Origin of the sequence: Panacagrimonas perspica (assembly GCF_004364935.1) — a bacterium.
Classification (GTDB): Bacteria; Pseudomonadota; Gammaproteobacteria; order Nevskiales; family Nevskiaceae; genus Panacagrimonas; species Panacagrimonas perspica.
Map to the genome: position 1 here is coordinate 2,396,456 of NZ_SOBT01000008.1, position 24,738 is coordinate 2,421,193.

Genomic DNA, 24,738 nt, shown 5'->3' on the forward strand with positions numbered 1-24,738 from the left:
CAGGGGCGCGGATTGTAGTGGACCACCCGGCCAAGGTCACGTCCCCGGCCTCCAAACATGTATTCGCCATGACCGAGCTTGCCTACCGCTGGCGCAACCAGCGTCTCGAAGTCGTCCCCCACCCCCACAAGGTCAGCGCCGAGGCGCTACGGGGGATCGACCGCCAGAAAGCTGCACTGCAACAAAACACCCTCCAGTTCGTCAGGCGCAAGCCGGCCAACCACGCCCTGCTGACCGGGGCCCGAGGGACCGGCAAGTCCAGCCTCGTGAAGGCCATGCTGGATGAATTCGCCGGCCAGGGGCTGCGGCTCGTGGAGATCCATCCGCACGACCTGACCGAGCTGCCCGAGGTCGTCGCCCCGCTGCGGGACCGGCCCGAGCGCTTCATCCTGTATGTCGACGACTTCAGTGTCGCCTCTTCCGACGCGCGCCTGACCGCGCTCAAGACCGCCCTCGATGGCGGCATCGAGGACCCGCCGGAGAACGTGCTCATCTATGCCACGTCGAACCGTCGCCACCTGATGCCCGAAATGGCCAAGGAGAACGAGGGGTACCACTGGGAGGATGGCGAATTGCATCCCGGCGAAACCACCGAGGAGAAGATCTCGCTGTCGGAGCGCTTCGGCCTGTGGCTGAGCTTTCTGCCCTTCACGCAGGACCAGTATCTCGACGCCGTGCGGGTGCACCTGGCCCTGCTGGGGCACGACGGCTGGGACGAGGAGCTCCAGACGTTGGCGCTGCGCTGGGCGCTGAACCGCGCTTCCCGATCGGGTCGCGTGGCTCGTCAGTTCGCTCGCGACTGGGTGGGCCGCGAGAGCACGTGACGGCTAGCCGACCAGCTTCTTGACGACGGCCAGGTAGTTCTTCATCGCCTGGTCGGCACTGGTGCCCTTGAGCTTGCTCCAGGCGTCGTACTTGGCGCGGCCGACCATGTCGAGCATGCCGGGACGCGCGCCCTTGACGTCACCGTCGGTGGATTGCTTGAACAGCGAATAGAGCGTCAGCAGATCCTCGTTGCTCGGGCGCTTGGTCAGCGTCTTGACGTCCTTCTGAGCCTGCTCGAACTGCGCCTTGATGTCCGACATGAAAGCTCCTGGCAAGAATTTCGGTGGGACGTTTTAGCACGCGCCCTGCCCGCCCAGCAGGGGCCGATCCCGTGCTAGGCCCGTTCCAGCGTGACGAAGCGATAGGCGTAGGGGTGCCGGTCGTCCGCCGGATGCTCCTGCGATGCAACCTCGCGGAATTGCGCGCGTTCGAACGCGGGGAAATGCACGTCCCCCGGCAGGGACGGCCCGACGCGGGCGAGAACCTCGGTGAGATACACGGTCTGCGCCCGGGCCAGCGACTGCCGGTAAAGGTCCGCGCCACCGATGATCATCAGCTCGCCGTCGCAGGGTTCCGCCAGCGCGGATTCGAGCGACTCGAAACGGCGGGCCCCTTCGGGCGCGAAGGCCGGGTCACGGCTGAGCACCCAGTTCGGACGCCCGGGCAGCGGCCGGCCGAGGGAGGCCCAGGTCTTGCGGCCCATCAGTACGGTCTTGCCCATCGTCGTGCGCTTGAAGTGCGCCATGTCGTTGGGCAGCTTCCAGGGCAGCGATCCGTCCGCCCGGCCGATCAGTCGGTCCTGATCCATTGCGACGATCAAGCCCAGGCGGCGCCCCTCGCCGCCCGCGGAGCCCGATGGGCTCACACCGCCACCGGCGCCTTGATGTGCGGGTGCGGCTCGTACTCGGTCAACGCGAAGTCGCCGGGCTGGAACGCGAACAGGTCGCGCACTTCCGGATTCAGCGTCATCTTCGGCAGCGGCCGGACTTCTCGCGCGAGCTGCGTGCGGGCCTGTTCGAGGTGGTTCGAGTACAGGTGGCAATCACCGCCGGTCCAGACAAAATCACCCGGAGCCAGTCCGCAGACCTGCGCGATCATCAACGTGAGCAGCGCGTAGCTCGCGATGTTGAACGGCACGCCGAGGAAGATATCCGCGCTGCGCTGGTAGAGCTGGCAGGACAGCTTTCCGTCCGCCACGTAGAACTGGAAAAGCGCGTGGCAGGGCGCCAGCGCCATCTTGTCCAGCTCGCCGACGTTCCAGGCCGACACGATGTGCCGGCGCGAATCCGGGTTGCCCTTGATCTGGTCGATGATCAGGCGCATCTGGTCGATCTCGCGGCCACCGCTCGCCGGCCATGCGCGCCACTGGCGACCGTAGACCGGGCCGAGTTCACCGGTCGCGTCGGCCCATTCGTCCCAGATCGAAACGCCGTGTTCCTTGAGCCAGGCGACGTTGGTGTCGCCGCGCAGGAACCACAGCAGTTCGATCAGGATGGACTTGAGATGCAGCTTCTTGGTGGTGACCATCGGGAAGCCTTCCGCGAGGTCGAACCGCAGCTGGTGGCCGAACACCGACAGCGTCCCGGTGCCGGTGCGGTCGGATTTGGGCGTGCCGTGCTCGAGCACGTGCCGCATCAGATCGAGGTATTGGCGCATGGCCGAATTGTACCGGCGCCCTGCGTAGCCCGGACGAACTCCGGGAGGAGAATTTGTCCGAGCGGGCGCGCAATCCCCGGACTTCGTCCGGGCTACGTCGGCGAACTCAGACGGCGAAGCTCTCGCCGCAGCCGCACTGCGCCTTCACGTTCGGATTGATGAACTTGAAGGACTCGTTCAGTCCCTGCTTCTGCCAGTCCAGGATCATGCCCTGCAGCATCGGCAGGTGCTCCGACTTCACGATCAGCTTGGCGCCATGGGACTCGAACACCTCGTCCCCGGCCGACACGTCGTCGGCGTAGTCCATCGTGTAGGCGTAGCCGGAGCATCCCGACTTCTTGACCCCCACACGCAGTCCCAACCCCTTGCCGCGCTTGGCGAGCTGGAGCTGGATACGGCTGGCGGCGGAGGCGGAAAGCTGGAGACTCATGTCAGGTGGCGGTGCAATTCGCGCAGAACGTCCTGCGCCATGAGCCAACAGTGGGCGCGATCCTCTGGAATTTCAAGGTCGGCGCGCAGTTCGGCGACCGGCGCGACCTGCAAGTCCGCCACCGGACGCCCGAGGCACCAGTCGGCCAGCCAGCTGCCGACGGCGATCGTGTAAGGGCATCCCCAGGCGCGGAAGCGGGCATCGCTGACGCGCCCGTCGGTCAGGCGGCATTCCAGCCTCAGCCGGAACTTGCCGGCGTGGGACCCGACCTCGGCGGCGCTCACACCGACCGCCGGCTCAAGAGCCCCGGCTCGCGGGGTTCCGATGAAGCGCCGCCAGACCTGCGGCGGATAGCCGAGCGGGTTGTTCGAGCCCAAACCGTTCTCGCCCACGTTCGCCGTCATGCGAGCCGGTTCAGCCCGTTGTGCGCGGCCACCCGGTAGGCCTCGGCCATCGTCGGGTAGTTGAACGTCGTGTTGATGAAGTAGCGGATGCTGTTGGTCGCCGGATCGGCCATCACCGTCTGCCCGATGTGCACGATCTCCGAAGCCCGATCGCCGAAGCAGTGCACGCCGAGCACCTGCAAGGTCTCGGAGTGGAACAGCAGCTTGAGCATGCCCACCGTCTCGCCCGTCATCTGCGCACGGGCCAGGCTCTTGAACGCGGCGTGCCCGACCTCGTACGGCACGCGCGCCGCGTGCAGGTCGCGCTCGGTACGACCCACCGAGGAAATCTCGGGGATCGTGTAGATCCCGCTCGGGATCATTTCCAGCGGCTGCGGCTGCACGCTGGGGTCGAGGATGTGCTGCGTCGCGAAACGTCCCTGCACCGACGCCGCGCTGGCCAGTGCCGGCGGACCGATGACATCGCCCACCGCGTAGATGTGCGGCAGCGCGGTGCGATAGCAGTCGTCGACCAGCACCTGTCCCCGTGAATTCAGCGCGATGCCGAGCTCGGCCAATCCCATGCCGTCCGAGTTGCCGGTGCGCCCGTTGGCCCACAGCAGAACGTCGGACTTGATGCGACGGCCCGACTTCAGGTGCAGCACGACGTCGCGTTCGCGTGGCTCGACGCGTTCGTACTCTTCCTGATGGCGGATCAGGCAGCCCTGCTCGCGCAGGTGATAGGACAGCGCCTCCGCGATCTCCTCGTCGAGGAACGACAGCAGGCGGTCCTGCGTATTGACCAGGGTCACCTTCGCGCCGAGGTTGACGAAGATCGAGGCGTACTCGCAGCCGATCACGCCAGCGCCGAAGATCGTCACCGAGAACGGGTGATGGCCGTAACGCAGGATGCTGTCGCTGTCCTTGACGCGCGGATGCGTGAAGTCGAGGTCGGGCGGGTGATACGGCCGCGAACCGGATGCGATGACGAAGTGCGCCGCCTTGAGTATTTCCGGCGCCGCGCTCTCGCCGCGCACCTCGATACGATTCGCATCGAGAAAGCTCGCACTGCCCTCGAACACCGGAACACGATTGCGTTCGTAGTAGCGCCGACGGCTCGCGATCTGCGATTCGACGACCTTGTCCGCGCTGCTGAGCAACTGCGGATACTCCGGCGGATTGGCGTTGTAGTAGTTGCGCGTCAGCGGGTTGTGCCGCAGGTCGCTGAGCGTCTTCACGGCATGACGCAGCGCCTTGCTCGGGATCGTGCCCCAGTGCGTGCAGCCGCCGCCGATCTCGACGCTGCGCTCCACCAGCGCGACGCGCCGGTGGTTCTTGGCCGCCATCATGGCCGCGCCTTCTCCGGCGGGGCCGGAGCCGATCACGACGATGTCAAATTCCTGCATCTGTTTCCTCGATTTCCTGCATCTGTTTCCTCGATCAGTTCGTCAGCGGCGACAGCGCGCGCAGACGCAATACTTCATGTTCGACGCGCGCAGCGGCCGCATCGATGTCGGCTTCGCACGTCGTGCGGCCGAACGAAAAACGCAGGGATGCGTTCGCGAGTTCGTCGTTGCGCCCGAGCGCGCGCAGCACGTAGGAGGGCTCCGCCGTCGCCGACGAACAGGCCGCGCCACTCGAAACCGCCACGTCGAACAGCGCCGCCCGCAGGGATTCGCCTTCCACGCCGTCGAAGCTCAGGTTGAGGATGTGCGGCGCCGCCTGCCGCGCATCGCCGTTGCGTTGCACCCCGGGCAGCATCGCGAGTCGTTGCCAGAGTCGTTCGCGCAAGTGGGTCGTCCGTTCGCTGAAGTCCACGGGAAGCGATGCAAATGCCGCGCCCATGCCCACGACCTGGTGCGTGGCCAGGGTCCCCGAACGCATGCCCCACTCGTGGCCACCGCCGTGCAGCAGCGGCGCGACACGTGCCCGCGGCCTGCGTCGCACGAACAGCGCGCCGACACCCTTGGGGCCGCCGAGCTTGTGCGCCGAAAGTGACAGCAGGTCGACGGGCACCGCGCAGAGGTCGATCGCGACCTTGCCGGCGGCCTGCGCCGCGTCCACGTGCAGCATCACGCCGCGCTCGCGCAACTGCGGGGCCAGCGCCGGGATATCGGTGAGATTTCCGATCTCGTTGTTGGCCCACATCAGCGACACCAGCACGGTTTCGGGGCTCAGCGCGTCGATCACCTGCTGGGGCTCGATGCGCCCCAGCCGATCCGGTTGCAGATACGTGACGCGCACGTTACGCGCGCCTTCCAGCCAGCGGCAGGTATCCAGCACGCAGCGATGCTCGATCCGCGATGTGATCACGTGGGCCCGCCCGCGGGCATGGAATTCCACCGCGCCCTTGATCGCGAGGTTGTTCGACTCGGTGGCGCCGCTGGTCCAGACGATTTCCTCCGGCTGCGCACCCACGAGCGCCGCAACCTGCGCGCGCGCCGCCTCCACCGCGGCAAGCGCCTGCCGGCCCGCGGCATGCGCCGACGCCGGATTGCCATATCCGCCGCCCGGCTCCAGCCAGGGCCGCATCGCGGTCCAGGCTTCGGGTGCGAGCGGCGTGGTGGCGGCGTGGTCGAGGTAGATCACGTGGCGGATGAGACGAAGGCTTCGGGCGGATAGTCTGATGCAAGTCGGCGCCCATGGCCGAATCGACGCTCGTCGTCATGCATCGAACGTGACGTTGGCGCGCGCCGCTGCGTACACTTTTCCGTCCTGGCGTGCCTGCGCACGTCTCTCGGAGGTCTGGCTTGAACATCACCATCTTCGGCTCCGGCTACGTCGGGCTGGTCACCGCCGCCTGCTTCGCCGATGCCGGCAACGACGTCCTGTGCGTCGATGTCGACGCGGCAAAAGTGGAACGGCTGCGCCGCGGCGAGTGCCCGATCTACGAGCCGGGACTCGAGGAATTGCTGGTCTCGAATGCGCAGGCCGGCCGCCTGCGTTTCACCACCTCCGCAGCCGAAGGCGTCGCCCACGGCCTCTACCAGTTCATCGCGGTCGGCACGCCGCCCAGCGAGGACGGCTCGGCCGACATGAAGTACGTGCTCGCGGTCGCCAAGTCCATCGGTCATCACATGGACGACTACCGCATCGTCGTCAGCAAATCGACCGTGCCAGTGGGCACAGCGGACCGCGTGCGCGACACGCTCGCCGCGGAGCTGGCGGGTCGGGGCAAGACGATCGAATTCGACGTGGTGTCGAACCCGGAATTCCTGAAGGAAGGCGCCGCCGTGGCGGACTTCAACAAGCCCGACCGCGTGATCGTCGGCGTGTCGTCGGAAAAGGCCGCGGACCTGATGCACGCGCTGTACGCGCCGTTCAACCGTAACCACGACAAGATGATCGTCATGGACCTGCGCTCGTCGGAGCTGACCAAGTACGCGGCCAACGCGATGCTGGCGACCAAGATCAGCTTCATGAACGAGATGGCCAACCTGGCCGAGCGCGTCGGCGCCGACATCGAGAAAGTGCGCGTCGGCATCGGCTCGGATCCGCGCATCGGCTTCCATTTCATCTATCCGGGCTGCGGCTACGGCGGCTCGTGCTTCCCCAAGGACGTGAAGGCGCTGGCGCACACGGCCTCGACGGTCGGCTTCGAGGCCTCGTTGCTCAACAGCGTCGAAGCCGTGAACAAGGCACAGAAGAATCGCCTGTTCGAAAAGATGCAGAAGCACTTCGGCTCCCTGCAGGGCAAGACGATTGCGCTGTGGGGCCTGGCGTTCAAGCCGCGTACCGACGACATGCGCGAAGCGCCGTCGCGCGACCTGATGGAAGCGGTGTGGGCCGCCGGCGGGAAGATCCGCGCCTACGATCCGGTGGCGATGCACGAAACCGAAAAGCTGTATGGCAAGCGCGCGGACCTGGTGCTCGCGAGTTCGCCGGAGGAAGCGGTCAAGGGCGCTGATGCGCTCGCCGTGGTCACCGAGTGGCGCGTGTTCCAGTCGCCGAATTTCGAGCGCATCGCCAAGGCGATGAAGCACCCCGTGATCTTCGACGGCCGCAATCTCTACGAGCCGAAGTTCGTCGAGCAGGCGGGCATCGCGTACTACGCGATCGGACGCGGACGCGCCTGACGTGGGCCACGCGCAGGTCGCCTGGGTGACCTGCCCGCTCGCGCACGCGGAGGCGCTCGCGCGCGGCCTGGTGGAAGCGCGTGTCGCGGCCTGCGTGAACATCCTGCCGGCAGTGACCTCGATCTATCGCTGGAAGGACGAGGTGAGTCAGGACGGCGAAGCGCTGCTGATGATCAAGACCACGGCGGACGTCTTCGAGGACCTCAAGCGCGAAGTCCTCGCGCGCCACCCTTACGAACTCCCCGAGATCATCGCGGTCGATATCGCCGCTGGGCACACGCCCTATCTCGAATGGATCGCCGCTTCGATCGGATCACCACCGCACTCTTGAAGAAACTTCTCCCTTTCCTGATCGTCGCCCTGCTCGCGCTGGGCGGTGGATTCGCCTTGCAGCGCTATCTGACCGGTCGCGAGGCTGTGGAGGCACCGTCGCTCGCACCCGAGCTGTCGATGGCCACGCTCGACGGCGGCACCGCGAGCTTGTCGGCGTTGCGCGGCAAGCTCGTGCTGGTGAATTTCTGGGCGACGTGGTGCGCGCCGTGCCTGCAGGAAATCCCGCTGCTGGTGCAGATGCAGGATCGCTACGGTGCACGCGGCCTGCAGATCCTGGGGCCCGCGATGGACGACCCCGAGCAGGTCCGCGCGATGCTGCCGCGCCTGAAGATCCAGTACCCGATCCTGATCGGCGAGACGCAGATTCCGAATGCGATGGATGCGCTCGGCGACACGATGGGCGCGCTGCCGTTTTCCGTACTGATTTCCGCGGACGGGTACGTAGTCGATCGCAAGCACGGCGAATTCGAGGCCGAGGAGCTGATCCAGCTCATCGAGAAGCACCTGCCCACGCAGGACGCGCTCTAGAAGCCAGGCAGAACGGACACGACGGCTTCCCGCGGACGCCGAAACATGGTTTCGGCCCGTCGTCGCGCTGACCGGGCACCCCATCTTGCCGCCAACGGTCGGCAAACCGCTTCGATCCTCCGCCAATTTCCATTCCCGCTGCCCTTCGGGCAGAATCTTGGCACTTCAAGGACGGAAGCGTTCCACTTGAGCCACCTGCTGCTCCTGAACGGCCCCAACCTCAACCTGCTCGGCACTCGCGAGCCCGAGGTCTACGGGGCTACGACGCTCGCCGAGATCGAGGCGGACATGGCGCAGCGTGCGCAGGCGCTGGGGCACCGCCTGAGCAGCTTCCAGAGCAACCATGAAGGCGCCCTCGTCGATCGCGTGCAAGAGGCGCGCGGCGATGTCGACTTCATCCTGCTCAATCCTGGTGCGTTCACGCATACCAGCGTCGCGCTGCGCGATGCACTGCTGGGCGTGGCCATCCCGTTCATCGAGGTTCATCTCTCGAACGTGTACAGCCGGGAGTCCTTCCGGCATCACTCGTACTTCACCGACATCGCCGTGGGCGCGATCGTGGGACTGGGCCCGATTGGCTATGGGCTGGCTCTGCACGCGGCGGATCAACAACTGACGAAAAAGGGGAAATAGCGGCAATGGACCTGCGCAAGATCAAGACGCTGATCGACCTCGTGGAGCAATCGGGGATCTCGGAGCTGGAGGTCAAGGAAGGCGAGGAATCGGTGCGCATCAGCCGCAACAGCGGGCCGATCACGCAATACATCTCCGGTCCGGGACCCGCCGCCGGCTCGTACGCGCCCCCGGCACCGGCCGCAGTCGCAGCGCCGGTGGCACAGGCGGCTCCCGTCGCCGCGGCGAAACCCGAAGTGGATACGCGCCACATCGTGCGCGCACCGATGGTCGGCACGTTCTACCGGCAGCCCTCGCCGGGCGCGCGCGCGTTCGTGGAGATCGGCCAGACCGTCAAGGCCGGCCAGACGCTGTGCATCATCGAGGCGATGAAGATGCTCAACCAGATCGAGTCCGACAAGGCGGGCGTCGTCGCCGAGATCCTGGTGGCCAACGAGAACGCGGTGGAGTTCGACCAGCCGCTGTTCGTGATCGAGTAGGCGGCCGTCTCGATGAGAGAGATCAAGAAGATCCTGATCGCCAATCGTGGCGAGATCGCGCTGCGCATCCTGCGGGCCTGTCGCGAGATGGGAATCAAGACGGTCGCGGTGTATTCGCAGGCCGACCGCGACCTCAAGCACGTGCTGCTCGCCGATGAATCCGTCTGCATCGGGCCTCCCGCGGCGCAGAAGAGCTACCTGAACATGGCGGCGCTGATCAGCGCCGCGGAAGTCACGCAGGCCGACGCCATCCATCCCGGCTACGGATTCCTGTCCGAGAACGCCGACTTCGCCGAGAGCGTCGAGAAATCCGGCTTCATCTTCATCGGGCCGCGTTCGGAAACGATCCGCCTGATGGGCTCGAAGACCAACGCCAAGGCCGAGATGATCGCAGCGGGCGTGCCCTGCGTGCCCGGCTCCGAAGGCGAACTGCCCGAAGACGAGGCCGAGTGCCTGAACATCGCCGAAGCCGTGGGTTACCCCGTGCTGATCAAGGCGGCATCGGGCGGCGGCGGCCGCGGCATGCAGGTGGTACGCACGCGCGAGGAGTTGATCGGCAAGATCCAGATCGCCCGCACCGAGGCCCTGAACGCGTTCAAGGATTCCTCCGTATTCCTCGAGAAGTATCTCGAAACGCCGCGCCACGTCGAGGTGCAGGTGCTGGCCGACGGCCAGGGCAATGCGATCTACCTGGGCGAGCGCGACTGCTCCATGCAGCGCCGCAACCAGAAAGTCATCGAAGAATCTCCGGCACCCGGCATCACGGACGAGCAGCGCGAGGAGATCGGGCATCTCTGCGTGGAAGCCTGCAAGCGCATCGGCTATCGCGGCGCCGGCACGTTCGAGTTCCTGTACGACGAAGGCAAGTTCTACTTCATCGAGATGAACACGCGTATCCAGGTCGAGCACCCGGTGACCGAAATGGTCACGGGCGTGGACCTGATCCGCGAGATGATCAAGATCGCCGACGGCCGCAAGCTGACCAAGCGCCAGGGCAACATCCGCCTGCGCGGCCACGCCATCGAGTGCCGCATCAACGCCGAGAACGCGCGCACGTTCATCCCTTCGCCGGGGTGCATCACCAAATACCATGCTCCGGGCGGCCCGGGCGTGCGCATGGATACGCACATCTACTCTGGTTACAAGGTGCCGCCTCACTACGACTCGATGGTCGGCAAGCTCATCTGCTGGGGGAACACGCGCGATTCGGCGATCGCCCGCATGAAGGGCGCGCTGTCCGAGATGATCATCGAGGGCATCGAGACCAACGTGGCGCTGCAGCAGCGGATCATGCGTGACCAGGCCTTCGTCGAGGGGCGGCACGACATTCATTACCTCGCCGGCATGATCGATCGCTGGTCGCAGGAATAAGCCCCCTTTCACTCCATCTCATTTCTCCCGTGCCGACGAAACCCGTTTTCCTGACGCAGTTCCTTATCGAAGAGATGCGCGAGCACGGCGAGCAGATGCCTGATTTGCGCCTGCTCATCGAGGTGGTGACACGCGCTTGCAAGCGCATTTCGATCGCCATCGGCAAGGGTGCACTCGGCGGGGTGCTGGGCGAGGCCGGTACCGGCAACATCCAGGGCGAGGCGCAGAAGAAGCTGGACGTGCTGTCCAACGACATCCTGATGGAGGCCAACGAGTGGGGCGGGCATCTCGCCGCATTGGCCTCGGAGGAGATGGACGAGGCGGTCATGATCCCCGAGCAGTTCCCGAAGGGCGGGTATCTGCTGCTGTTCGATCCGCTCGACGGCTCGAGCAACATCGACGTCAACATTTCGGTGGGCACCATCTTCTCGGTGCTGCGCGCGCCGCGACGTCCGACTGGGCCGCTGGAGGAGTCGTTCCTGCAGGCGGGCACGCAGCAGGTCTGCGCCGGCTACGCGCTGTACGGTCCGAGCACGCAGCTGGTCCTGACGATCGGCACCGGCGTCCACGTGTTCACGCTGGACCGCGAACTCGGCAGCTTCGTGCTGACGCAGCGCGACCTGCGCATCCCCGCCGACACGCAGGAATTCTCGATCAACGCCTCGAATGCACGCCATTGGGAGGCGCCGGTCAAGCGCTACATCGATGAATGCCTGGCCGGCAAGGACGGACCGCGCGGCAAGGACTTCAACATGCGCTGGGTCGCATCGATGGTGTCCGACGTGCACCGCATCCTGACGCGCGGCGGCGTCTTCATGTACCCGCTCGACGCCAAGACCAAGGCCCAGGGCGGCAAGCTGCGCCTGATGTACGAAGCCAACCCGATGAGCATGTTGATCGAGCAGGCGGGCGGCGCGGCGAGCACCGGCCGCGAACGGATTCTGGCGATCAAGCCGGGCAAGCTGCACCAGCGCGTGCCAGTGATCATGGGCTCGAAGAACGAGGTCGAGCGCGTCGCGTCGTATCACGCCGGCGGCTGAGCCAGCGACCGGACGCGTCACGCCGGTACGGCCCTGGCCGCACCGGATCTTGCATCGAGAGTCGCGCAGGCTGGGCAGGCTGTTGCTCCCGCCTTCCATCCTTCACGCCTTTGCGCTAAATCTCTCGCAGCCATACGTCCGCCGGAGCGACCATGCCCCGCAATGCCCTCTACGCCCAGTCCGGCGGCGTCACCGCGGTCATCAACGTTTCGGCGCAGGGCGTCATCGAGACGGCGCGCCAGCATCCGCAACATTTCGGAAAGCTCTATGCCGGCCGCAACGGCATCATCGGCGCGCTGACCGAAGACCTGATCGACACCTCGCTGGAATCCGACGCCGCCATCGCCGCGCTGCGTCACACCCCGGCCGGCGCATTCGGGTCGTGCCGGCACAAGCTCAAGGGCCTGGACAAGAATCGCGCGGAGTACGAACGCCTGATCGAGGTGTTCAAGGCGCATGACATCGGCACCTTCTTCTACAACGGTGGCGGCGACAGCGCCGACACCTGCCTGAAGGTCAGCCAGCTCGGCGAGACGCTCGGCTATCCCGTCCAGGCGATCCACGTGCCCAAGACGATGGACAACGATCTGCCGCTCACCGATTGCTGTCCGGGATTCGGATCGGTGGCCAAGTACACCGCCGTGTCGATCCGCGAAGCAGGCTTCGACGTCGAGAGCATGGCCAAGACCTCGACCAAGGTCTTCATCCTCGAAGTCATGGGACGCCACGCCGGCTGGACCGCGGCGGCCGGAGGCCTCGCCTCCGAGAACGAAGGCGAAGCACCGCAGGTGATCCTGTTTCCCGAGATCGTGTTCGACGAAGACAAGTTCCTGGCCGCCGTCGACGCGAGCGTGAAGCAGCATGGCTCGTGTTCGATCGTCGCCAGCGAGGGCATCCGGCTCGCGTCGGGCAAGTTCGTTTCGGAAGCTGGCGGTGCGGATGCCTTCGGCCACACGCAGCTCGGCGGCCTGGCGCCGCTGCTCGCCAGGCTCGTCGGCGACCGCCTCAAGTACAAGCAGCACTACGCGGTGGCCGACTACCTCATGCGCGCGGCGCGTCACATCGCCAGCGCCACCGATGTCGAGCAGTCGTACGCGGTCGGCAAGGCCGCGGTGGAACTGGCGGTGGCCGGCAAGTCGGGCGTGATGGCGACCATAGAACGGCAGTCCGACTCGCCCTATGTCTGGACGACGGGCGAGGCACCGCTCGATCAGGTCGCCAATGTCGAGAAGAAGATGCCGCGCGATTTCATCAGCGCGGACGGCTTTCACATCACCGACGCCTGTCGGCGTTACCTGGCGCCGCTGATCGCGGGCGAGGACTACCCGCCGTATCGCAACGGGCTGCCGGACTACGTGCGCCTTCGCAATGCCGCAGTCCCGAAGAAGCTGCCGACTTTCACCGTGACGAAATGAGCCGCCCGGTCCCCATGGACCTGGGCTTTCTCCGCGGCGGGCTGTCGATCAGCCTGGCCGCCGCCGATTCGCACGGGATCGCCACGCTCTGCCGCGTACTGGGTTGCCACTTCGAGGACAGCGGACGCGTGCTGAACCTGATCGTCGACCTCGACAAGGCCGCCGAAGCCCTCGCCTGCATCGAGACCACGCGACGTGTTGCGGTGACGTTCTCGCATCCGATCACCAATCGAACGTTGCAGTTCAAGGGCTGCGACGCACAGATCGTACCGGTGCAGAGCGCCGATCTCGATCTATGCCGGGTTCACACCCGGGACTTCGCCGCGGTCCTGGGGGTGTACGGCTGGACGCACGAGTACGTCGACACGCTGCTCGACGTGCGCGAAGGCCACGTGGCCTGCGTGCGCTTCTCGCCCGATGCCGCGTTCGAGCAGACGCCCGGCCCGCAAGCCGGCGTGCGCATGGAACCCGGAACGTGACGCACACGGTGGGGCTGGATCAGGTTCGCGATTGCTTCGAGGGCGGCGTGCCGCCGATTCTGGCCACCTGCGGCGCCGATGGCGTGCCGAACATCACCTTGGTTTCGCAGATCGAATACGTCGATCGCAGCCATGTGGCGCTGTCGTTCCAGTTCTTCAACAAGACGCGCGAGAACATCCTCGCCAATCCTTCGGCGACGGTGATGGTCACGCATGCACAGACCGCGGAGGCCTGGCGGCTGCGGCTGCATTACCTGCGCACGGAAAGCGCAGGGCCGCTGTTCGAGCGCATGCGCGCCAAGCTCGCCGGCATCGCGTCCCAGACCGGCATGTCGGATGTGTTCCGGCTGCTCGGCTCGGATCTCTATCGCGTGGCATCGATCGAACGCGTTCCCGGACGCAGCCTGCCGCCGGCGCCGGCCGGGCCGCCGCCGCTGGTGGCGCTGCGCAACGGCGTCGAACGCTTGGCGGCCTGCGCCGACCTCGAGCGCCTGTTCGACGAGACCCTGTCGGTGCTGCAGCGCGAGTTCGACATCGGCCATAGCCTGCTGCTGATCAGCGATGCGCCGGGTGCGCGCCTGTACGCAGTGGCCAGCCGTGGCTTCGTCGATTCCGGCATCGGCACCGAGATCGCGCTGGGCGACGGCGTGATTGGCGTGTCGGCGCGAGAGCGCACGCCGATCCGCATCACCCACACGAGCAGCGAGTACGCGTACGTACGCGCCGTACGCGACAGCGGACGTCAGCCCGGCCACGACACCAGCACCGAGATCCCCTTCCCCGGACTGCCCGACGCGCAGAGTCAGCTCGCGGTGCCGCTGCTGGATCGTGGCCAGTGCCTGGGTGTGCTCTACGTGGAGAGCAGCCGACCCAGCCGCTTCCGCTACGTCGAAGAAGACCTGCTGTGCGTGCTCGCCGCCCAGCTCAGTGCGCGCATCGCGCTACTGCGGCTGCAGGAAGACGACGCACTGGCGACTGGCAGCGCGCCGTCACCGACACCGGAAGGTCCGCCGCTGCAGCTGCGACGCTTCGCCGAGAACGACAGCGTGTTCGTCGGCGACGAATACCTGATCAAGGGCGTGGCCGGCGCGCTGCTGTGGAAATTGCTGCGCGATCACGCCGGCGGCCGCCGCGATTTCACGACGCGCGAACTGCGCCTGGATCCGAACCTGCGCCTCCCCGAGATCGTCGACAATCTCGACACGCGCCTGATTCTGCTGACGCGCCGCCTGGCCGAGCGCTGCCCGTGGATCGCGCTCGACAAGACCGGGCGCGGCCGCTTCCGCCTGCGCGTGGAGCGGCCGCTGCAACTGGTGGAAGTCAGTCGCTGACCGGCCGCAGCACTAAGCCAGGCTCATCGTCGTGGCGAGCTTGTTCCACTCCCGCGGAAGCAGCAGGTCGCGCAGCATGTTCATCACGCCCTGGAACGCCTCGCCCGGCATGCCCTGGCGCATGCCGCCGAGCATCTCGGCGCGCTGCGCGGGGCTGGCGTAGGGCAGCATCCACGGCAACAGCAGCTGCATCATCTCCGGCTTCACCGAAGCCACGAGCCGCTGCTCGATACCCATGATCTCGGCGTCGGTGTACGCGGACCACAGCACGGAATTGTTGTAACGCTCCTCGATCTCCATGTGCTCGAAGTTCTCGGCGACGAATCCTGCCAGCGCGCGGTACAACTCGTCGCCCGCCTGCTGTCGCGCACCGTTGGCGGATTCGCCGACGCGCGCGGCCATGCGGCCGAGCTCTTCGATGTGACGCAGATGGTCGCGATGATCGCCGGAGGTCTGCGCGCTCGAACCCGGGCGGCGTTCCTCCATGGCGGGATGGATGAAGCCATCCTCGTGCTCGAGATGCGCGGCGCAGCAGGCGAGCAGTTCTTGCACCTGCGCGAGCGTGGTCCCGCGGTCCTCGGCGTCCTCCCAGTCGACGCGGCCGACGCGGGTCAGCGTCTGGCCCATGAAGGCCCGCAGGCCCTTGTGGATGACGGCGTAGATGTCGGCGCGTTGCTGCATGTCGGTTCTCCCGGAAGGTGTTGCGGCGGAACTGCCGCTTGCCGACCAGCTTAGGAACCGCACCTCGGAGTCGCTGCTAAAACGCGCTTAAGGGTTTGCTAAGAACTCGCTAAGGGGCCGCGGTTCGTGATGCGGCGCACGCATCGCTCGTCGAGGCCGCTTCGTCTCGTAGCCCGGACGAAGTCCGGGGTCGCGCCCGATCTGCACCAGAAACCCCGGACTTCGTCCGGGCTACGGGCGCGTCAGCGCCCGTAGCCCGCGATCTTTACAGCAGACCTCGCGACAGGGTCGCCGTCGCCGCCACCGCGCCGCGCGTCGCACTGATCGTCGTCGTGATGGGCAGCAGACCGGCGATGACCGTCGCGAGACCCTGCGTCCCGGCCTGATTGCTGATCGTGGCGACGCTCGCCTCGGAAGACGCCCAGGTGACCTGTTCCGTGATCGGCAGCGTGCTGCCGTCGGAGAAGGTTCCAACCGCCACGAACTGCTGCGTGCTGCCCGACGGTCGGAATACCGATCCCGGCGTCACCGCAATCGACGTGAGGGTCGCCGCCGTCACGGTCACGCCGGTCTGCCCGACGATGTTGGTGCCGGCGCCGTTCGACAAGGTCGCCCTGATCGTCGAGCCTCCGACCGCGGTGCCGCTCACCACGCCCTTGAACCCGCTGGCGTTGCTGACGGGCGCGATGGCAGGAGCGGTCGAGGTCCAGAGGACCTGCGTGGTGACATCCTGCTCGCTGCCATTCGAGTACACGCCCAACGCGGTGTACTGGCGCGCGAAGCCGATCGGCAACGTCGCGGCGGCAGGCGTCACGCGAATCTCCGTCAGCAGCGCCGACACGACCGTGAGCGTCATTGCGCCATCGATCATCGTGTCGGGATCGGTGGCGGTGATCGTGGCCGCTCCCGTCGTCGCGGCAGCCGTGGCCAGGCCCTTGCTGCCGGTCGCATTGCTGACCGATGCGATGGACGGATCCACGGTGGCCCAGGTGACCTCGGTCGTGATGTTCCGGGTCGAGCCGTCGGAGTACGTGCCCGTCGCCGTGAGCTGGCGCGTGCCGCCGAACACCACCGTGGCCGCGGCCGGCGTGACCTGGATGGACCGCAGCACGATCGGCGTCACGATGAACGACGTCGAACCGACGACCGCTCCGCTGATGCTCGTCGCGCTGATCGTCGTCGTGCCCGTGGCCCTGGCCGTTGCAAGTCCGCGCGAACCCGTCACGTTGCTGATCGTCGCCACGCTGGTCTGGCTGCTGGCCCAAGTGACGAGACCACTGAGGTTCGCCGTCGAGCCGTCCGAATACGTGCCGGTCGCCGTGAACGCCTGCTCGGCGCCGACCGGGACGCTCGCGTCGGCCGGCGTCACGTCGATCGTCTGCAAGACGGCTGCCGTCACCCTGAGCGTGGTCGAGGCAGTGACGCCGTTCCGCGTCGCGGTGATGGTCGTCGTTCCGGCCTGGATGCCTGTTGCGCGTCCCTGCGTCATGGCGCCCGCATCGTTGCTGATCGTCGCCACGGCCGGGCTCGAACTGCTCCACGTCACCGAGGTGGTGATGTCGCGTGCCACCTCGTCGGTGAATGTGCCGGTAGCCGTGAACGCCTGCGTCAGGCCCTTGGCCACGATCGGATTCACCGGCGTGATCTCGATGGCGGTCAGCGCCGCGTCCGCAACCGTCAGCACCGTCTGGCCGGTCGTGGGCCCGATCGACGCGGAAACCGTCGTCGTCCCGGTCGCGATCGAACTCGCCAGGCCATGGCTGCCATCGGCATTGCTGATGGTCGCCACGGCTTCGTCGGAAGAAGCCCAGGTGACGCGATCGGTCACGTTCAACGTGCTCGAATCCGAGAACGTGGCGATGGCCGTGAACGGTTGCTCGAGGCCGAGCGCGATCGAGGGATTCGCCGGCGTCACGCCGATGGCGGTGATGGTGACCACGTTGACATTCAGCGTGGTCGAACCTTGCGCATCGCCGAGCGTCGCGGTGATCGTCGTCTGCCCTTCAGCCACACCGGTCGCGATGCCCTTGTCGGCGGCCGCATTGCCGATCGTTGCAAGCGCGGGGTCGCCGGACGTCCAGCTCACCTCGGTCGTGATGTCGCGGGTCGTGGCGTCACTGAGCCGGGCCGTCGCCTGGAACGCGCGCTCGAATCCGACGCCGACATTGGCATTCTTCGGCGTGACGTCGATGGACACGAGCAGCGCATCGGTCACCGTCATCGTGGCGGTGCCGTTGATTCCGCTCCGTGTCGCAGTGATGGTCGTCGTTCCGACCTGGACCGCGGTTGCGCGTCCCTGCGTCATGGCGCCGGCGTCGTTGCTGATCGTGGCCACGGCCGGGCTCGAACTGCTCCACGTCACCGAGGTGGTGATGTCGCGCGCCACCTCATCGGTGAACCGGCCTGTGGCCGTGAATGACTGCGTCAGGCCTTTGGCCACGGTCAGATTCGTCGGCGTGATCTCGATCGCGGTCAGCGCCGCATCCGCAACGGTCAGCACGGTCTGGCCCGTGGTGGTCCCGATCGAAGCCGAGACAGTCGTCGTCCCGGTGGCGAGCGAACTGGCCAGGCCGCGGCTGCCATCGGCATTGCTGATGCTGGCCACGGTCACGTTGGAAGACGCCCAGATCACGCGGTCGGTCACGTTGAGCGTGCTCGCGTCCGAAAACGTGGCGATGGCCGTGAACAGCTGATCGAGGCCGAGTGCGATCGACGGATTCGCCGGCGTCACACCGATGGCGGTAAGCGTGACAGCCGTGACGTTCAGGGCGGTCGAACCTTCCACGTTGCCAAGCTTCGCGGTGATCGTCGTCGGCCCTGCGGCCACACCGGTCGCGATGCCCTTGTCGGCAGCCGCGTTACCGATCGTTGCACGCGCCGTGTTGCTGGACGTCCAGCTCACCTCGGTGGTGACGTCGCGGGTCGTGCCGTTGCTGAGCCGGGCCGTCGCCTGATAGGGGCGCGCGAAGCCGACGGCGACATTGGCGTTCTTCGGCGTGACGTCGATGGACACGATGCCTGTATTGGTCACCGTCATCGTGACGGCGCCCCTGACGCCCATCACCTCGGCACTGATCTGCGTGGCGCCGGCGAGGCGAGCGGTCGCAAGGCCCTTGGAACCGGCGGCATCGCTGATCGTGGCGCGTCCCGGCAACGAAGAAATCCAGGTCGCGGTCGTGGTGACGTCTCGCGTCGTGGAATCGCTGAACGTCACCGTCGCGGTGAACTGCTGCGTGCCGCCGACGGGGACCGCCGGATTGAACGGTGTCACCGTCAGACTGGTCGCCAGTGCCGACGTGACCGTCACCGTCGCACTCTGCGTGAGCGACATCGCAGTGGCGGATATCACCGAGCTGCCCGGGTCGATCGCCGTCACGAGTCCCGTCGAGTTTACGGTGGCCACGGCGGGTCGGGCCGTGGTCCACGTCGCGCTGTTGGTCACATCCTGCTGCGTCCCGTCGGAGAAGAACATCGTCGCCGCGAGCTGGCGAACGCCCCCATCCGGAATGAAGGGATTGGTCGGTGTGACCGAAAGGCTCACCGGCGTCGCGGGCGTCACCGTCACGGCGGCGGTGACGCTCGCGCCCTGGAAGGTCGCTGACACCGACGTGCTTCCGGCCCTGATGCCGCGCAGCAGTCCTTTGTTCACAGCAGCATTGCCAACCGATGCAACGGCCGCGTTTTCAGGCGTCCAATTGGCCGTGCTCGTGACGTTCTGCGTCGTTCCGTCGGAATACACGGCGGTGGCCGTGAGCTGCTGCGTCGTGCCGATCGCCACCGAAACGGTCGCAGGCGAAATCTCGACACGCACGAGCGTCGCTTCGGGATCGTCTCCACCATTGCCGCCCCCGCCCCCGCCTCCGCCGCAGGCACCCAACAGAAGGGCCAGCATCAACATCCAGGAAAAACGAGCCTGCAGCAGCGAGCCTGACGAGATCATGAGTAAGAGGGTCTCCACACAATGAACCCATGCCGTGCGCCATGCAGCATCCCCGGGCGCACCGCTGAGCTGAGTCACCCTCGACGAGGGGACTCTTGTTAACGAGATGCTACCAATTGCCGGCGTGCGGCTGACGGCATCTCACGCATTCACGCCATAGATCTTATGGCTATGGTGATCCTTCGGTTCCCACATCGAAATACCCATATCGATATCTTGCGCGGGAATAAGTGTCTCGCCCCGCGAGCAGCAATCGACGAACGCAGCCTCGAGCGTGCGAACGAGCGCGCGCGCGTTGCCGTGCCAGCGACAGGCGCGAATCCGCTCCCAGGCATCGTCGTGCAGGCCGGTGGGACCCTTCCACGTGGTGCAGCCTTCGCCCAGCCGCGCGAGCGTCGTCGCGGTGACGGCGATCATGTCCTCCTCGCGCTGCGACAGCTCGGGCACCTGCAACGTGGCGGCGCCCAGACGCGTGAATTCATCGATGTTCACGGAGTCCATCAGGTGCTGCCAGCTCCGGTTGGTCGCGAACAGCAGCGCACAATCGAGCCGCTGCTTCGCGGCGGCACCGAATGGCAGGTACTGCCCGTTGTCGAGGGCCTCCATCAGTACTTCCATCACGGGGCCCATGACGCCGTGGCTCTCGTCGAGGAAGCACACACCATCGCGCGCCTGGGTGAAGGCGCCGATGCGCGCACCTGCTCCGGGAAACGCGCCGGCCACGTGACCGCACAGCAACGACTTCACCGATGACTTGTCACCGGTGTTCTCCGCCGCAAGGTTCACCGACACGAAGCGGCCCTTGTTGCGGACCAGGAAGTAGTAATACGCGAGCGAGGTCTTGCCGCTGCCCGGCCCGCCGAGCAGGTAGGCGCGATGGATGCCGTTCTGCGCGAACGCGCGAACGCGTGTGACGAGCGTCTGCAGCTTGGAACTGAAGACGTAGAAATTCTTCCAGCTCTGGTTCTCGACCTCGGTGGTCATCGGCATGCGGATGACGTTCTCTTCGCGCACCGGGCTCATGCGATCGCCGAGCTGCGCGGAGACGCCGTCCAGATCGGCCGCGACCAGCAGATGCATGCCGCCGAGGCGGTGCTCGCCGGCACGCTTTTCCAGCCAGCGTCCGAAGGCCGCGAGCTGGCCCGGCTTGATTGCGACGATCAGCGCGATGCTGCGTCCCTGCCGACGCAGCGCGAGCACCGCGTCGGCGAGCGGATCGAGGCGCGCCGGCTCCAGGAACAGGCCGAGCACGAAATCGCTTCCCATCGGCTCGCCTTCGAATCCCGTCGGCAGCCCGCGAAACTCGAAGCGGCGCCCGGCCGCGAGATGGTGATGGAACGCGCCGATCCTCTGTTCGTCACGCAACTGCGTGTCGGACGAATAGATGATCAGGTCCGGTGCCGGCAGTCGATCGGCTATCGGAAGGTCAGCGTTTCTTTTTGGGCCAAGCCGGAACATGCATCTTCCCCGCGATTACGACGTGGCGTTCACCATACCGCCGCTGCACGGCGGATGGACAGCCGGTCGTCACCGATCGACGGCGCCGGTCCCGTCACCGGGACGAGCTCATCACGAAAAACGGCAAGGCAGGGGCATTTCCGGTGCGTGGAGAGCGCCGAATCGCACCCGTGAGCCGTTGTCCGGATTGCACAGCGTCATCGCCGCCGGGGGACCGACCCGATGCCGCGAGGGCTCCCGGCCAGATTCCCGGCCCGCCTGCGGCAGCGAACCTCGGTGCAGCCCCGCAGGCGTTCGACCCTGCCGAAGGCATACGCCCTCGACCCGCAACTCGAGCCGGGTGCGGCTGATCCATCCCCCGCGGGTGCGTCAGAGGGCCCGGTCTGCGAGGCCCGAGTCTGCCCAAACCGGCTTTCGTGAACCAGCCCTAGGCACGGGCCACGACGGCCAGTGCCCGCGAGGCTCCGCACATCACCGCAGGGGTGTAGCCATAGCAGCTCCGGACGCATCGGCTCAGGTGCGTCGAGTCCGCATACCCGGCATCGAGGGCTACATCGACCAGCCTCGGCTGGCCGGTCAGCATCGTCAGGAATCGGCGCGCGCGCTTCCAGCTGCGAAAGCGGCGGAACGTCGTCTGGGTCTGCTCGCTGAACAGGTGCATGAATCGCGATGACGACAAAAAGACCTGACTGGCGTATTGCTCCGCGCTCAGGCGAGAAGTCTCGGGGGCGGCGATGAGATCGATCACCCGCCGGACACGATGATCCAGCCGACGGCACGGCAGGGCGCCACCAAAAAAATGGACGTCGAAATCGGCAGCCGCACTGGGATTGTTCCGGAAGCCGTCACGGATCGCATCCGCCGTTCGCTGCTGCGCCTCGGGCGAGCCCATCAATGCGGCGCACATCGCAGGGACATCCACGGAGTCGGGTTCGATCAGAAGGACCGACAGATCGCGCCCCGACGGCACGACGCGATGCCTGCTCCAGGGCGCGACGAGCGCAAATCGTGTAGAGCGCCCGTCCTGCCCTTCCTCGTCCAGATGGAACGGCTCGTCGGCCGAAACATAGAAGGTCCACGATCCCAGGCAGCGGCTGCTGGGTCTTCCGAAAGGTCCGCAGAACGCGATGCGATTCCGGGTGATCAGCATCACTCGATGCAGACGCTGCTGCGGCTCGTCGACGCCTCGCTCTACGTGGCAGTGGTTCATCCCGAGTCCCTCCCTCTCGATGATCCGTCAGCGTGTGTCTCGATGATCTGTCGGCTTATATATAGCCGACTATATTTTTTCGACTCTATCTTCGGCACGCGCCGACCTGCAATGAACGCACCGGATCAGGCTGACGAGCGGTTGCTGCGATCGTTCGAGAGTCGATGAGATACGCGTCATCGCCAGACGAGGTTCCGGCGCCGATCACACTCGTCCCGCCTGCGCGGATGACGGCGCGCCGGATCGCTGCGCGCGCTATGCAGCCGGACGTGAACGCTGCGTGGGGACCTTGGCCTTGCGCGTCGTGGGCCGAAGAGGGCGCGGCGCGACCCGCGCGCGGTGCGCAGAAGAGCCCAGTCGAAAGGCCTTGAGCGGCGCAGGCCGGCACGCTTGCATCAGAGACAGCACTCGCTTGCGCCGTGCTCCGCTGGTGAGTCCCACCGCCAAGGCCAAAGCGCCGTACGCCAGGTGCGATGGGAGATTCTCGTTCTCGATTTCGCCGTGGACCCATAGATCCACACGCCCGAGGGCCATACCGACCAGTTCGCAGGCGAGCTGGCCCCGAGATTGCGCGTCGGAGAACAGATGCAGGGACTGCAGGCCGTCGATCGCCACATACCAGAAGAACGCCGCCCGCTCGAGATAGTGGGGGCGATGAACAGGATCGACCGCGCTCAGCAGTACCTGGTGCAGCGGGCGATAGAACCTGGCGTCAGCCGTGAACATTCGACCGACGCCCTCGGCAGCGTTCATCACCCGGATGAAAGGGTCCGGCTCCGCGCTTGCCTTTCGACCCGCATCGTTTACGCCATCAAGAGAACGGATCAGAAGCGCATAGAGCAGGCAAAGTTTGGACTCGAACAGGTTGAACGGCGTCGCCGCGCTGACGCCGGCCGCCATCGCCAGTTCGGCCATCGTGAAGCTGGTCGCCCCGCGCTTGCGAATCAGCGCCTCGGCCGCGTCCATGATGGCCTGACGACGCGCTGCCATGTGGACCGGTCCTGCCGGCATCAGACGCTCTCGAAGCGGGTCGAATGCGCCATCTTGTTCACACGTCTACTCGGGGTCCGGGGCGATCCGAAAAAACTCTTCGCGAAGCTGAGCGGCTCGAGTCCACGGGTAATCCTCTTCCGGCAGCTCCAGAAGCCAGTTCCAGAAATCGCCTCCGAGACCTGCACCGCCACTGCAAAGCGGGCCGCGATTACTCTCGTTCGACCAGACCCGCTCGCGAGCGATCAGGGAAACCAGTTCGTGCAGGGGCGGATCCGATACGGTGCAGACCTGTGCCGGGTCTGCACTCCGCGCCGAACGACTGCACGCCTTTATTGCCGCGCGCTTGTCGCGATCGGCGCCGCGGTGAAACCGTCCGAGGAAAGCTGTCCTGTCCATGGCACCTGCGCATCGATTCGCGCATGCGCGCGGCTGGAAAAGGTTACGGAAGTGGCCGGGCGCGACTCTTGTACGAACGGGCTAACACGCTCATCAATCCGCTTTCAGACCCGGACCAGACCCGTTGCTGCGCGGCGCGCTGACAGGCGTTCCGTCGCCCTGGGGCGCGGACGACGAATTCAGCAGGCCCGTCGACGCGCGCGCAGACGTATTGAAGAGCGAGAACGCAAACGAAGCGGAGATGCCGACGACACAAGCCACGATCCAGCTTGCGAAGAACAAGCGGTACGCCAGTGGTCCCTGGTGCAGTTCCATGAAGTTGCGAAGGATCAGGAAAATCTTGCCCCCCGCAACGACCATGATCGCCGCAGCCGCCAGGAGCGGATGCCCGAGCAGCTGGGCTGTGCCGACACCGAACAGGGTGGCCAGGATCAGCGCCGCCCAGGTCAGATGCAGCGTTCTTGTGCCCGCTGTCCGGACGTTCATCGCACGGCGCCCAGCAGATAGAGCATCGGGAAGAGGAAGACCCAGAGCAGGTCGACCATGTGCCAGAAAATGCCCCCGGACATCACGGCTCGCGTCAGCCCTTCGTCGACCGCCGCGACCCGCTGCGCTCGCCGCAGCAGCACCAGCAACACCAGCATCCCGGCCCCGTAGTGCAGGAAGTGGACGCCGGTCAACGCGAAGTAGTAGCCGAAGAACGCATCGGTCTGGGGCGTGATCCCAGCCGCGATCTTCATCGCGTATTCCGTCAGTTTGAGCACCGCGAAGCCCGCTCCGACGACGATCCCGCCGAGCAACAGGCGGCGCAGCGCTGGCAGATCATCGCGGCGGGCTGCGGCGGCGGATAGCGCCACAAGATAGCTGCTGGTAATCAGGATCAGCGTGTTCGCCAGGCCCAGACGCACATCCAACAGGCTCGCCGAGGCATCGTAGGCCGCGGGATCGTGCAGTCGCTCGGACATGAAGACACCGAAGAGCACACCAAACGTGGCGCAGTCCAAGGCGATGAATGTCCAGATGCTGGGGAACCACGGCGCGGAATCCTCGTCCGTCGCCTCGCCGGGTGCCTCGGTCACTG

The 24,738-nt window shown here is 66.2% G+C and carries 26 protein-coding genes; 11 read left to right on the top strand and 15 right to left on the bottom strand.

Annotated features, from left to right (window positions below; translation table 11 throughout):
• Positions 1–68: 68 nt before the first annotated feature.
• Positions 69–824: an ATP-binding protein gene (locus DFR24_RS10795; protein WP_133881266.1), complete on the top strand. Its 756-nt coding sequence runs from the start codon at positions 69–71 to the stop codon at positions 822–824.
• A 3-nt stretch (positions 825–827) separates the two neighbouring features.
• Here DFR24_RS10795 and DFR24_RS10800 read toward each other — a convergent pair whose 3' ends face one another.
• The 7 genes from DFR24_RS10800 to DFR24_RS10830 all read right to left on the bottom strand — a co-directional run bounded on the left by DFR24_RS10800 (position 828) and on the right by DFR24_RS10830 (position 5,892).
• Positions 828–1,085, bottom strand: a complete 258-nt coding sequence (locus DFR24_RS10800; RefSeq protein WP_133881267.1) for an acyl-CoA-binding protein — start codon at positions 1,083–1,085, stop codon at positions 828–830.
• Between the two features lie 74 nt (positions 1,086–1,159).
• Positions 1,160–1,690, bottom strand: a complete 531-nt coding sequence (locus DFR24_RS10805) for a dihydrofolate reductase (RefSeq protein ID WP_281280152.1) — start codon at positions 1,688–1,690, stop codon at positions 1,160–1,162.
• Positions 1,687–2,481 carry a thymidylate synthase gene (locus DFR24_RS10810; protein ID WP_133881268.1) on the bottom strand — a complete coding sequence of 265 codons (795 nt, stop codon included), beginning with the start codon at positions 2,479–2,481 and terminating at the stop codon, positions 1,687–1,689. The genes DFR24_RS10805 and DFR24_RS10810 overlap by 4 nt, the downstream gene beginning before the upstream one ends.
• A 106-nt stretch (positions 2,482–2,587) precedes the next feature.
• Positions 2,588–2,911, bottom strand: coding sequence for a HesB/IscA family protein (locus DFR24_RS10815; protein ID WP_133881269.1), 324 nt, complete (start codon positions 2,909–2,911; stop codon positions 2,588–2,590).
• A complete protein-coding gene (locus DFR24_RS10820; protein WP_133881270.1) occupies positions 2,908–3,315 on the bottom strand; it encodes an iron-sulfur cluster assembly scaffold protein in 408 nt (135 codons plus the stop codon). Before DFR24_RS10820 ends, DFR24_RS10815 begins: the two co-directional genes overlap by 4 nt.
• On the bottom strand, positions 3,312–4,700 hold the full coding sequence (gene sthA, locus DFR24_RS10825) for a Si-specific NAD(P)(+) transhydrogenase (protein WP_133881271.1): 1,389 nt from the start codon (positions 4,698–4,700) through the stop codon (positions 3,312–3,314). The genes DFR24_RS10820 and sthA overlap by 4 nt, the downstream gene beginning before the upstream one ends.
• A 34-nt stretch (positions 4,701–4,734) precedes the next feature.
• A complete protein-coding gene (locus tag DFR24_RS10830) occupies positions 4,735–5,892 on the bottom strand; it encodes a cysteine desulfurase family protein (RefSeq protein WP_133881272.1) in 1,158 nt (385 codons plus the stop codon).
• Between the two features lie 152 nt (positions 5,893–6,044).
• Here DFR24_RS10830 and DFR24_RS10835 point away from each other — a divergent pair, with 152 nt between their 5' ends.
• The 10 genes from DFR24_RS10835 (at position 6,045) to DFR24_RS10875 (ending at position 14,979) form a co-directional block, all read left to right on the top strand.
• Positions 6,045–7,370: a UDP-glucose dehydrogenase family protein gene (locus tag DFR24_RS10835; protein WP_133881273.1), complete on the top strand. Its 1,326-nt coding sequence runs from the start codon at positions 6,045–6,047 to the stop codon at positions 7,368–7,370.
• 1 nt (position 7,371) lies between these two features.
• The gene (gene cutA / locus DFR24_RS10840; protein ID WP_210772502.1) at positions 7,372–7,701 is read left to right on the top strand and encodes a divalent-cation tolerance protein CutA; all 330 of its coding nucleotides are present in this window, start codon (positions 7,372–7,374) and stop codon (positions 7,699–7,701) included.
• Complete coding sequence (locus DFR24_RS10845) at positions 7,698–8,231, top strand: TlpA family protein disulfide reductase (protein WP_246051585.1); 534 nt, start codon at positions 7,698–7,700, stop codon at positions 8,229–8,231. Before cutA ends, DFR24_RS10845 begins: the two co-directional genes overlap by 4 nt.
• A 186-nt stretch (positions 8,232–8,417) precedes the next feature.
• Positions 8,418–8,864, top strand: coding sequence for a type II 3-dehydroquinate dehydratase (gene aroQ, locus DFR24_RS10850; RefSeq protein ID WP_210772503.1), 447 nt, complete (start codon positions 8,418–8,420; stop codon positions 8,862–8,864).
• Between the two features lie 5 nt (positions 8,865–8,869).
• Positions 8,870–9,343 carry an acetyl-CoA carboxylase biotin carboxyl carrier protein gene (gene accB, locus DFR24_RS10855; RefSeq protein ID WP_133881276.1) on the top strand — a complete coding sequence of 158 codons (474 nt, stop codon included), beginning with the start codon at positions 8,870–8,872 and terminating at the stop codon, positions 9,341–9,343.
• A gap of 12 nt (positions 9,344–9,355) precedes the next feature.
• Positions 9,356–10,714 carry an acetyl-CoA carboxylase biotin carboxylase subunit gene (gene accC, locus DFR24_RS10860; protein ID WP_133881277.1) on the top strand — a complete coding sequence of 453 codons (1,359 nt, stop codon included), beginning with the start codon at positions 9,356–9,358 and terminating at the stop codon, positions 10,712–10,714.
• 29 nt (positions 10,715–10,743) lie between these two features.
• Positions 10,744–11,754, top strand: a complete 1,011-nt coding sequence (locus DFR24_RS10865) for a class 1 fructose-bisphosphatase (RefSeq protein ID WP_246051586.1) — start codon at positions 10,744–10,746, stop codon at positions 11,752–11,754.
• 152 nt (positions 11,755–11,906) lie between these two features.
• On the top strand, positions 11,907–13,169 hold the full coding sequence (locus DFR24_RS10870; RefSeq protein WP_133881278.1) for a 6-phosphofructokinase: 1,263 nt from the start codon (positions 11,907–11,909) through the stop codon (positions 13,167–13,169).
• A complete protein-coding gene (locus DFR24_RS24915) occupies positions 13,166–13,648 on the top strand; it encodes a hypothetical protein (protein ID WP_170214109.1) in 483 nt (160 codons plus the stop codon). The genes DFR24_RS10870 and DFR24_RS24915 overlap by 4 nt, the downstream gene beginning before the upstream one ends.
• Positions 13,645–14,979 (top strand): GAF domain-containing protein, encoded by a 1,335-nt coding sequence (locus DFR24_RS10875; RefSeq protein ID WP_246051587.1) that lies wholly within the window; start codon positions 13,645–13,647, stop codon positions 14,977–14,979. The genes DFR24_RS24915 and DFR24_RS10875 overlap by 4 nt, the downstream gene beginning before the upstream one ends.
• Positions 14,980–14,991: 12 nt before the next feature.
• Here the strand turns inward: DFR24_RS10875 and DFR24_RS10880 are convergent, their stop codons facing one another.
• The 8 genes from DFR24_RS10880 to DFR24_RS10915 form a co-directional block, all read right to left on the bottom strand.
• The gene (locus DFR24_RS10880) at positions 14,992–15,660 is read right to left on the bottom strand and encodes a hemerythrin domain-containing protein (protein WP_133881280.1); all 669 of its coding nucleotides are present in this window, start codon (positions 15,658–15,660) and stop codon (positions 14,992–14,994) included.
• A gap of 265 nt (positions 15,661–15,925) precedes the next feature.
• A complete protein-coding gene (locus DFR24_RS10885; RefSeq protein ID WP_133881281.1) occupies positions 15,926–19,600 on the bottom strand; it encodes a beta strand repeat-containing protein in 3,675 nt (1,224 codons plus the stop codon).
• A 141-nt stretch (positions 19,601–19,741) separates the two neighbouring features.
• The gene (locus DFR24_RS10890) at positions 19,742–20,965 is read right to left on the bottom strand and encodes a sigma 54-interacting transcriptional regulator (protein WP_246051588.1); all 1,224 of its coding nucleotides are present in this window, start codon (positions 20,963–20,965) and stop codon (positions 19,742–19,744) included.
• Positions 20,966–21,485: 520 nt separating this feature from the next.
• Entirely contained in the window at positions 21,486–21,965 is a 480-nt protein-coding gene (locus DFR24_RS24415) for a helix-turn-helix domain-containing protein (RefSeq protein WP_162851154.1), read from the bottom strand.
• Positions 21,966–22,523: 558 nt separating this feature from the next.
• Positions 22,524–23,258 (bottom strand): TetR/AcrR family transcriptional regulator, encoded by a 735-nt coding sequence (locus DFR24_RS10900; protein ID WP_162851155.1) that lies wholly within the window; start codon positions 23,256–23,258, stop codon positions 22,524–22,526.
• Between the two features lie 66 nt (positions 23,259–23,324).
• Complete coding sequence (locus DFR24_RS10905; RefSeq protein WP_133881285.1) at positions 23,325–23,657, bottom strand: hypothetical protein; 333 nt, start codon at positions 23,655–23,657, stop codon at positions 23,325–23,327.
• 93 nt (positions 23,658–23,750) lie between these two features.
• Positions 23,751–24,143, bottom strand: coding sequence for a cytochrome C oxidase subunit IV family protein (locus DFR24_RS10910; protein ID WP_133881286.1), 393 nt, complete (start codon positions 24,141–24,143; stop codon positions 23,751–23,753).
• Complete coding sequence (locus DFR24_RS10915) at positions 24,140–24,736, bottom strand: cytochrome c oxidase subunit 3 (RefSeq protein WP_162851156.1); 597 nt, start codon at positions 24,734–24,736, stop codon at positions 24,140–24,142. Before DFR24_RS10915 ends, DFR24_RS10910 begins: the two co-directional genes overlap by 4 nt.
• Positions 24,737–24,738 lie beyond the last annotated feature (2 nt).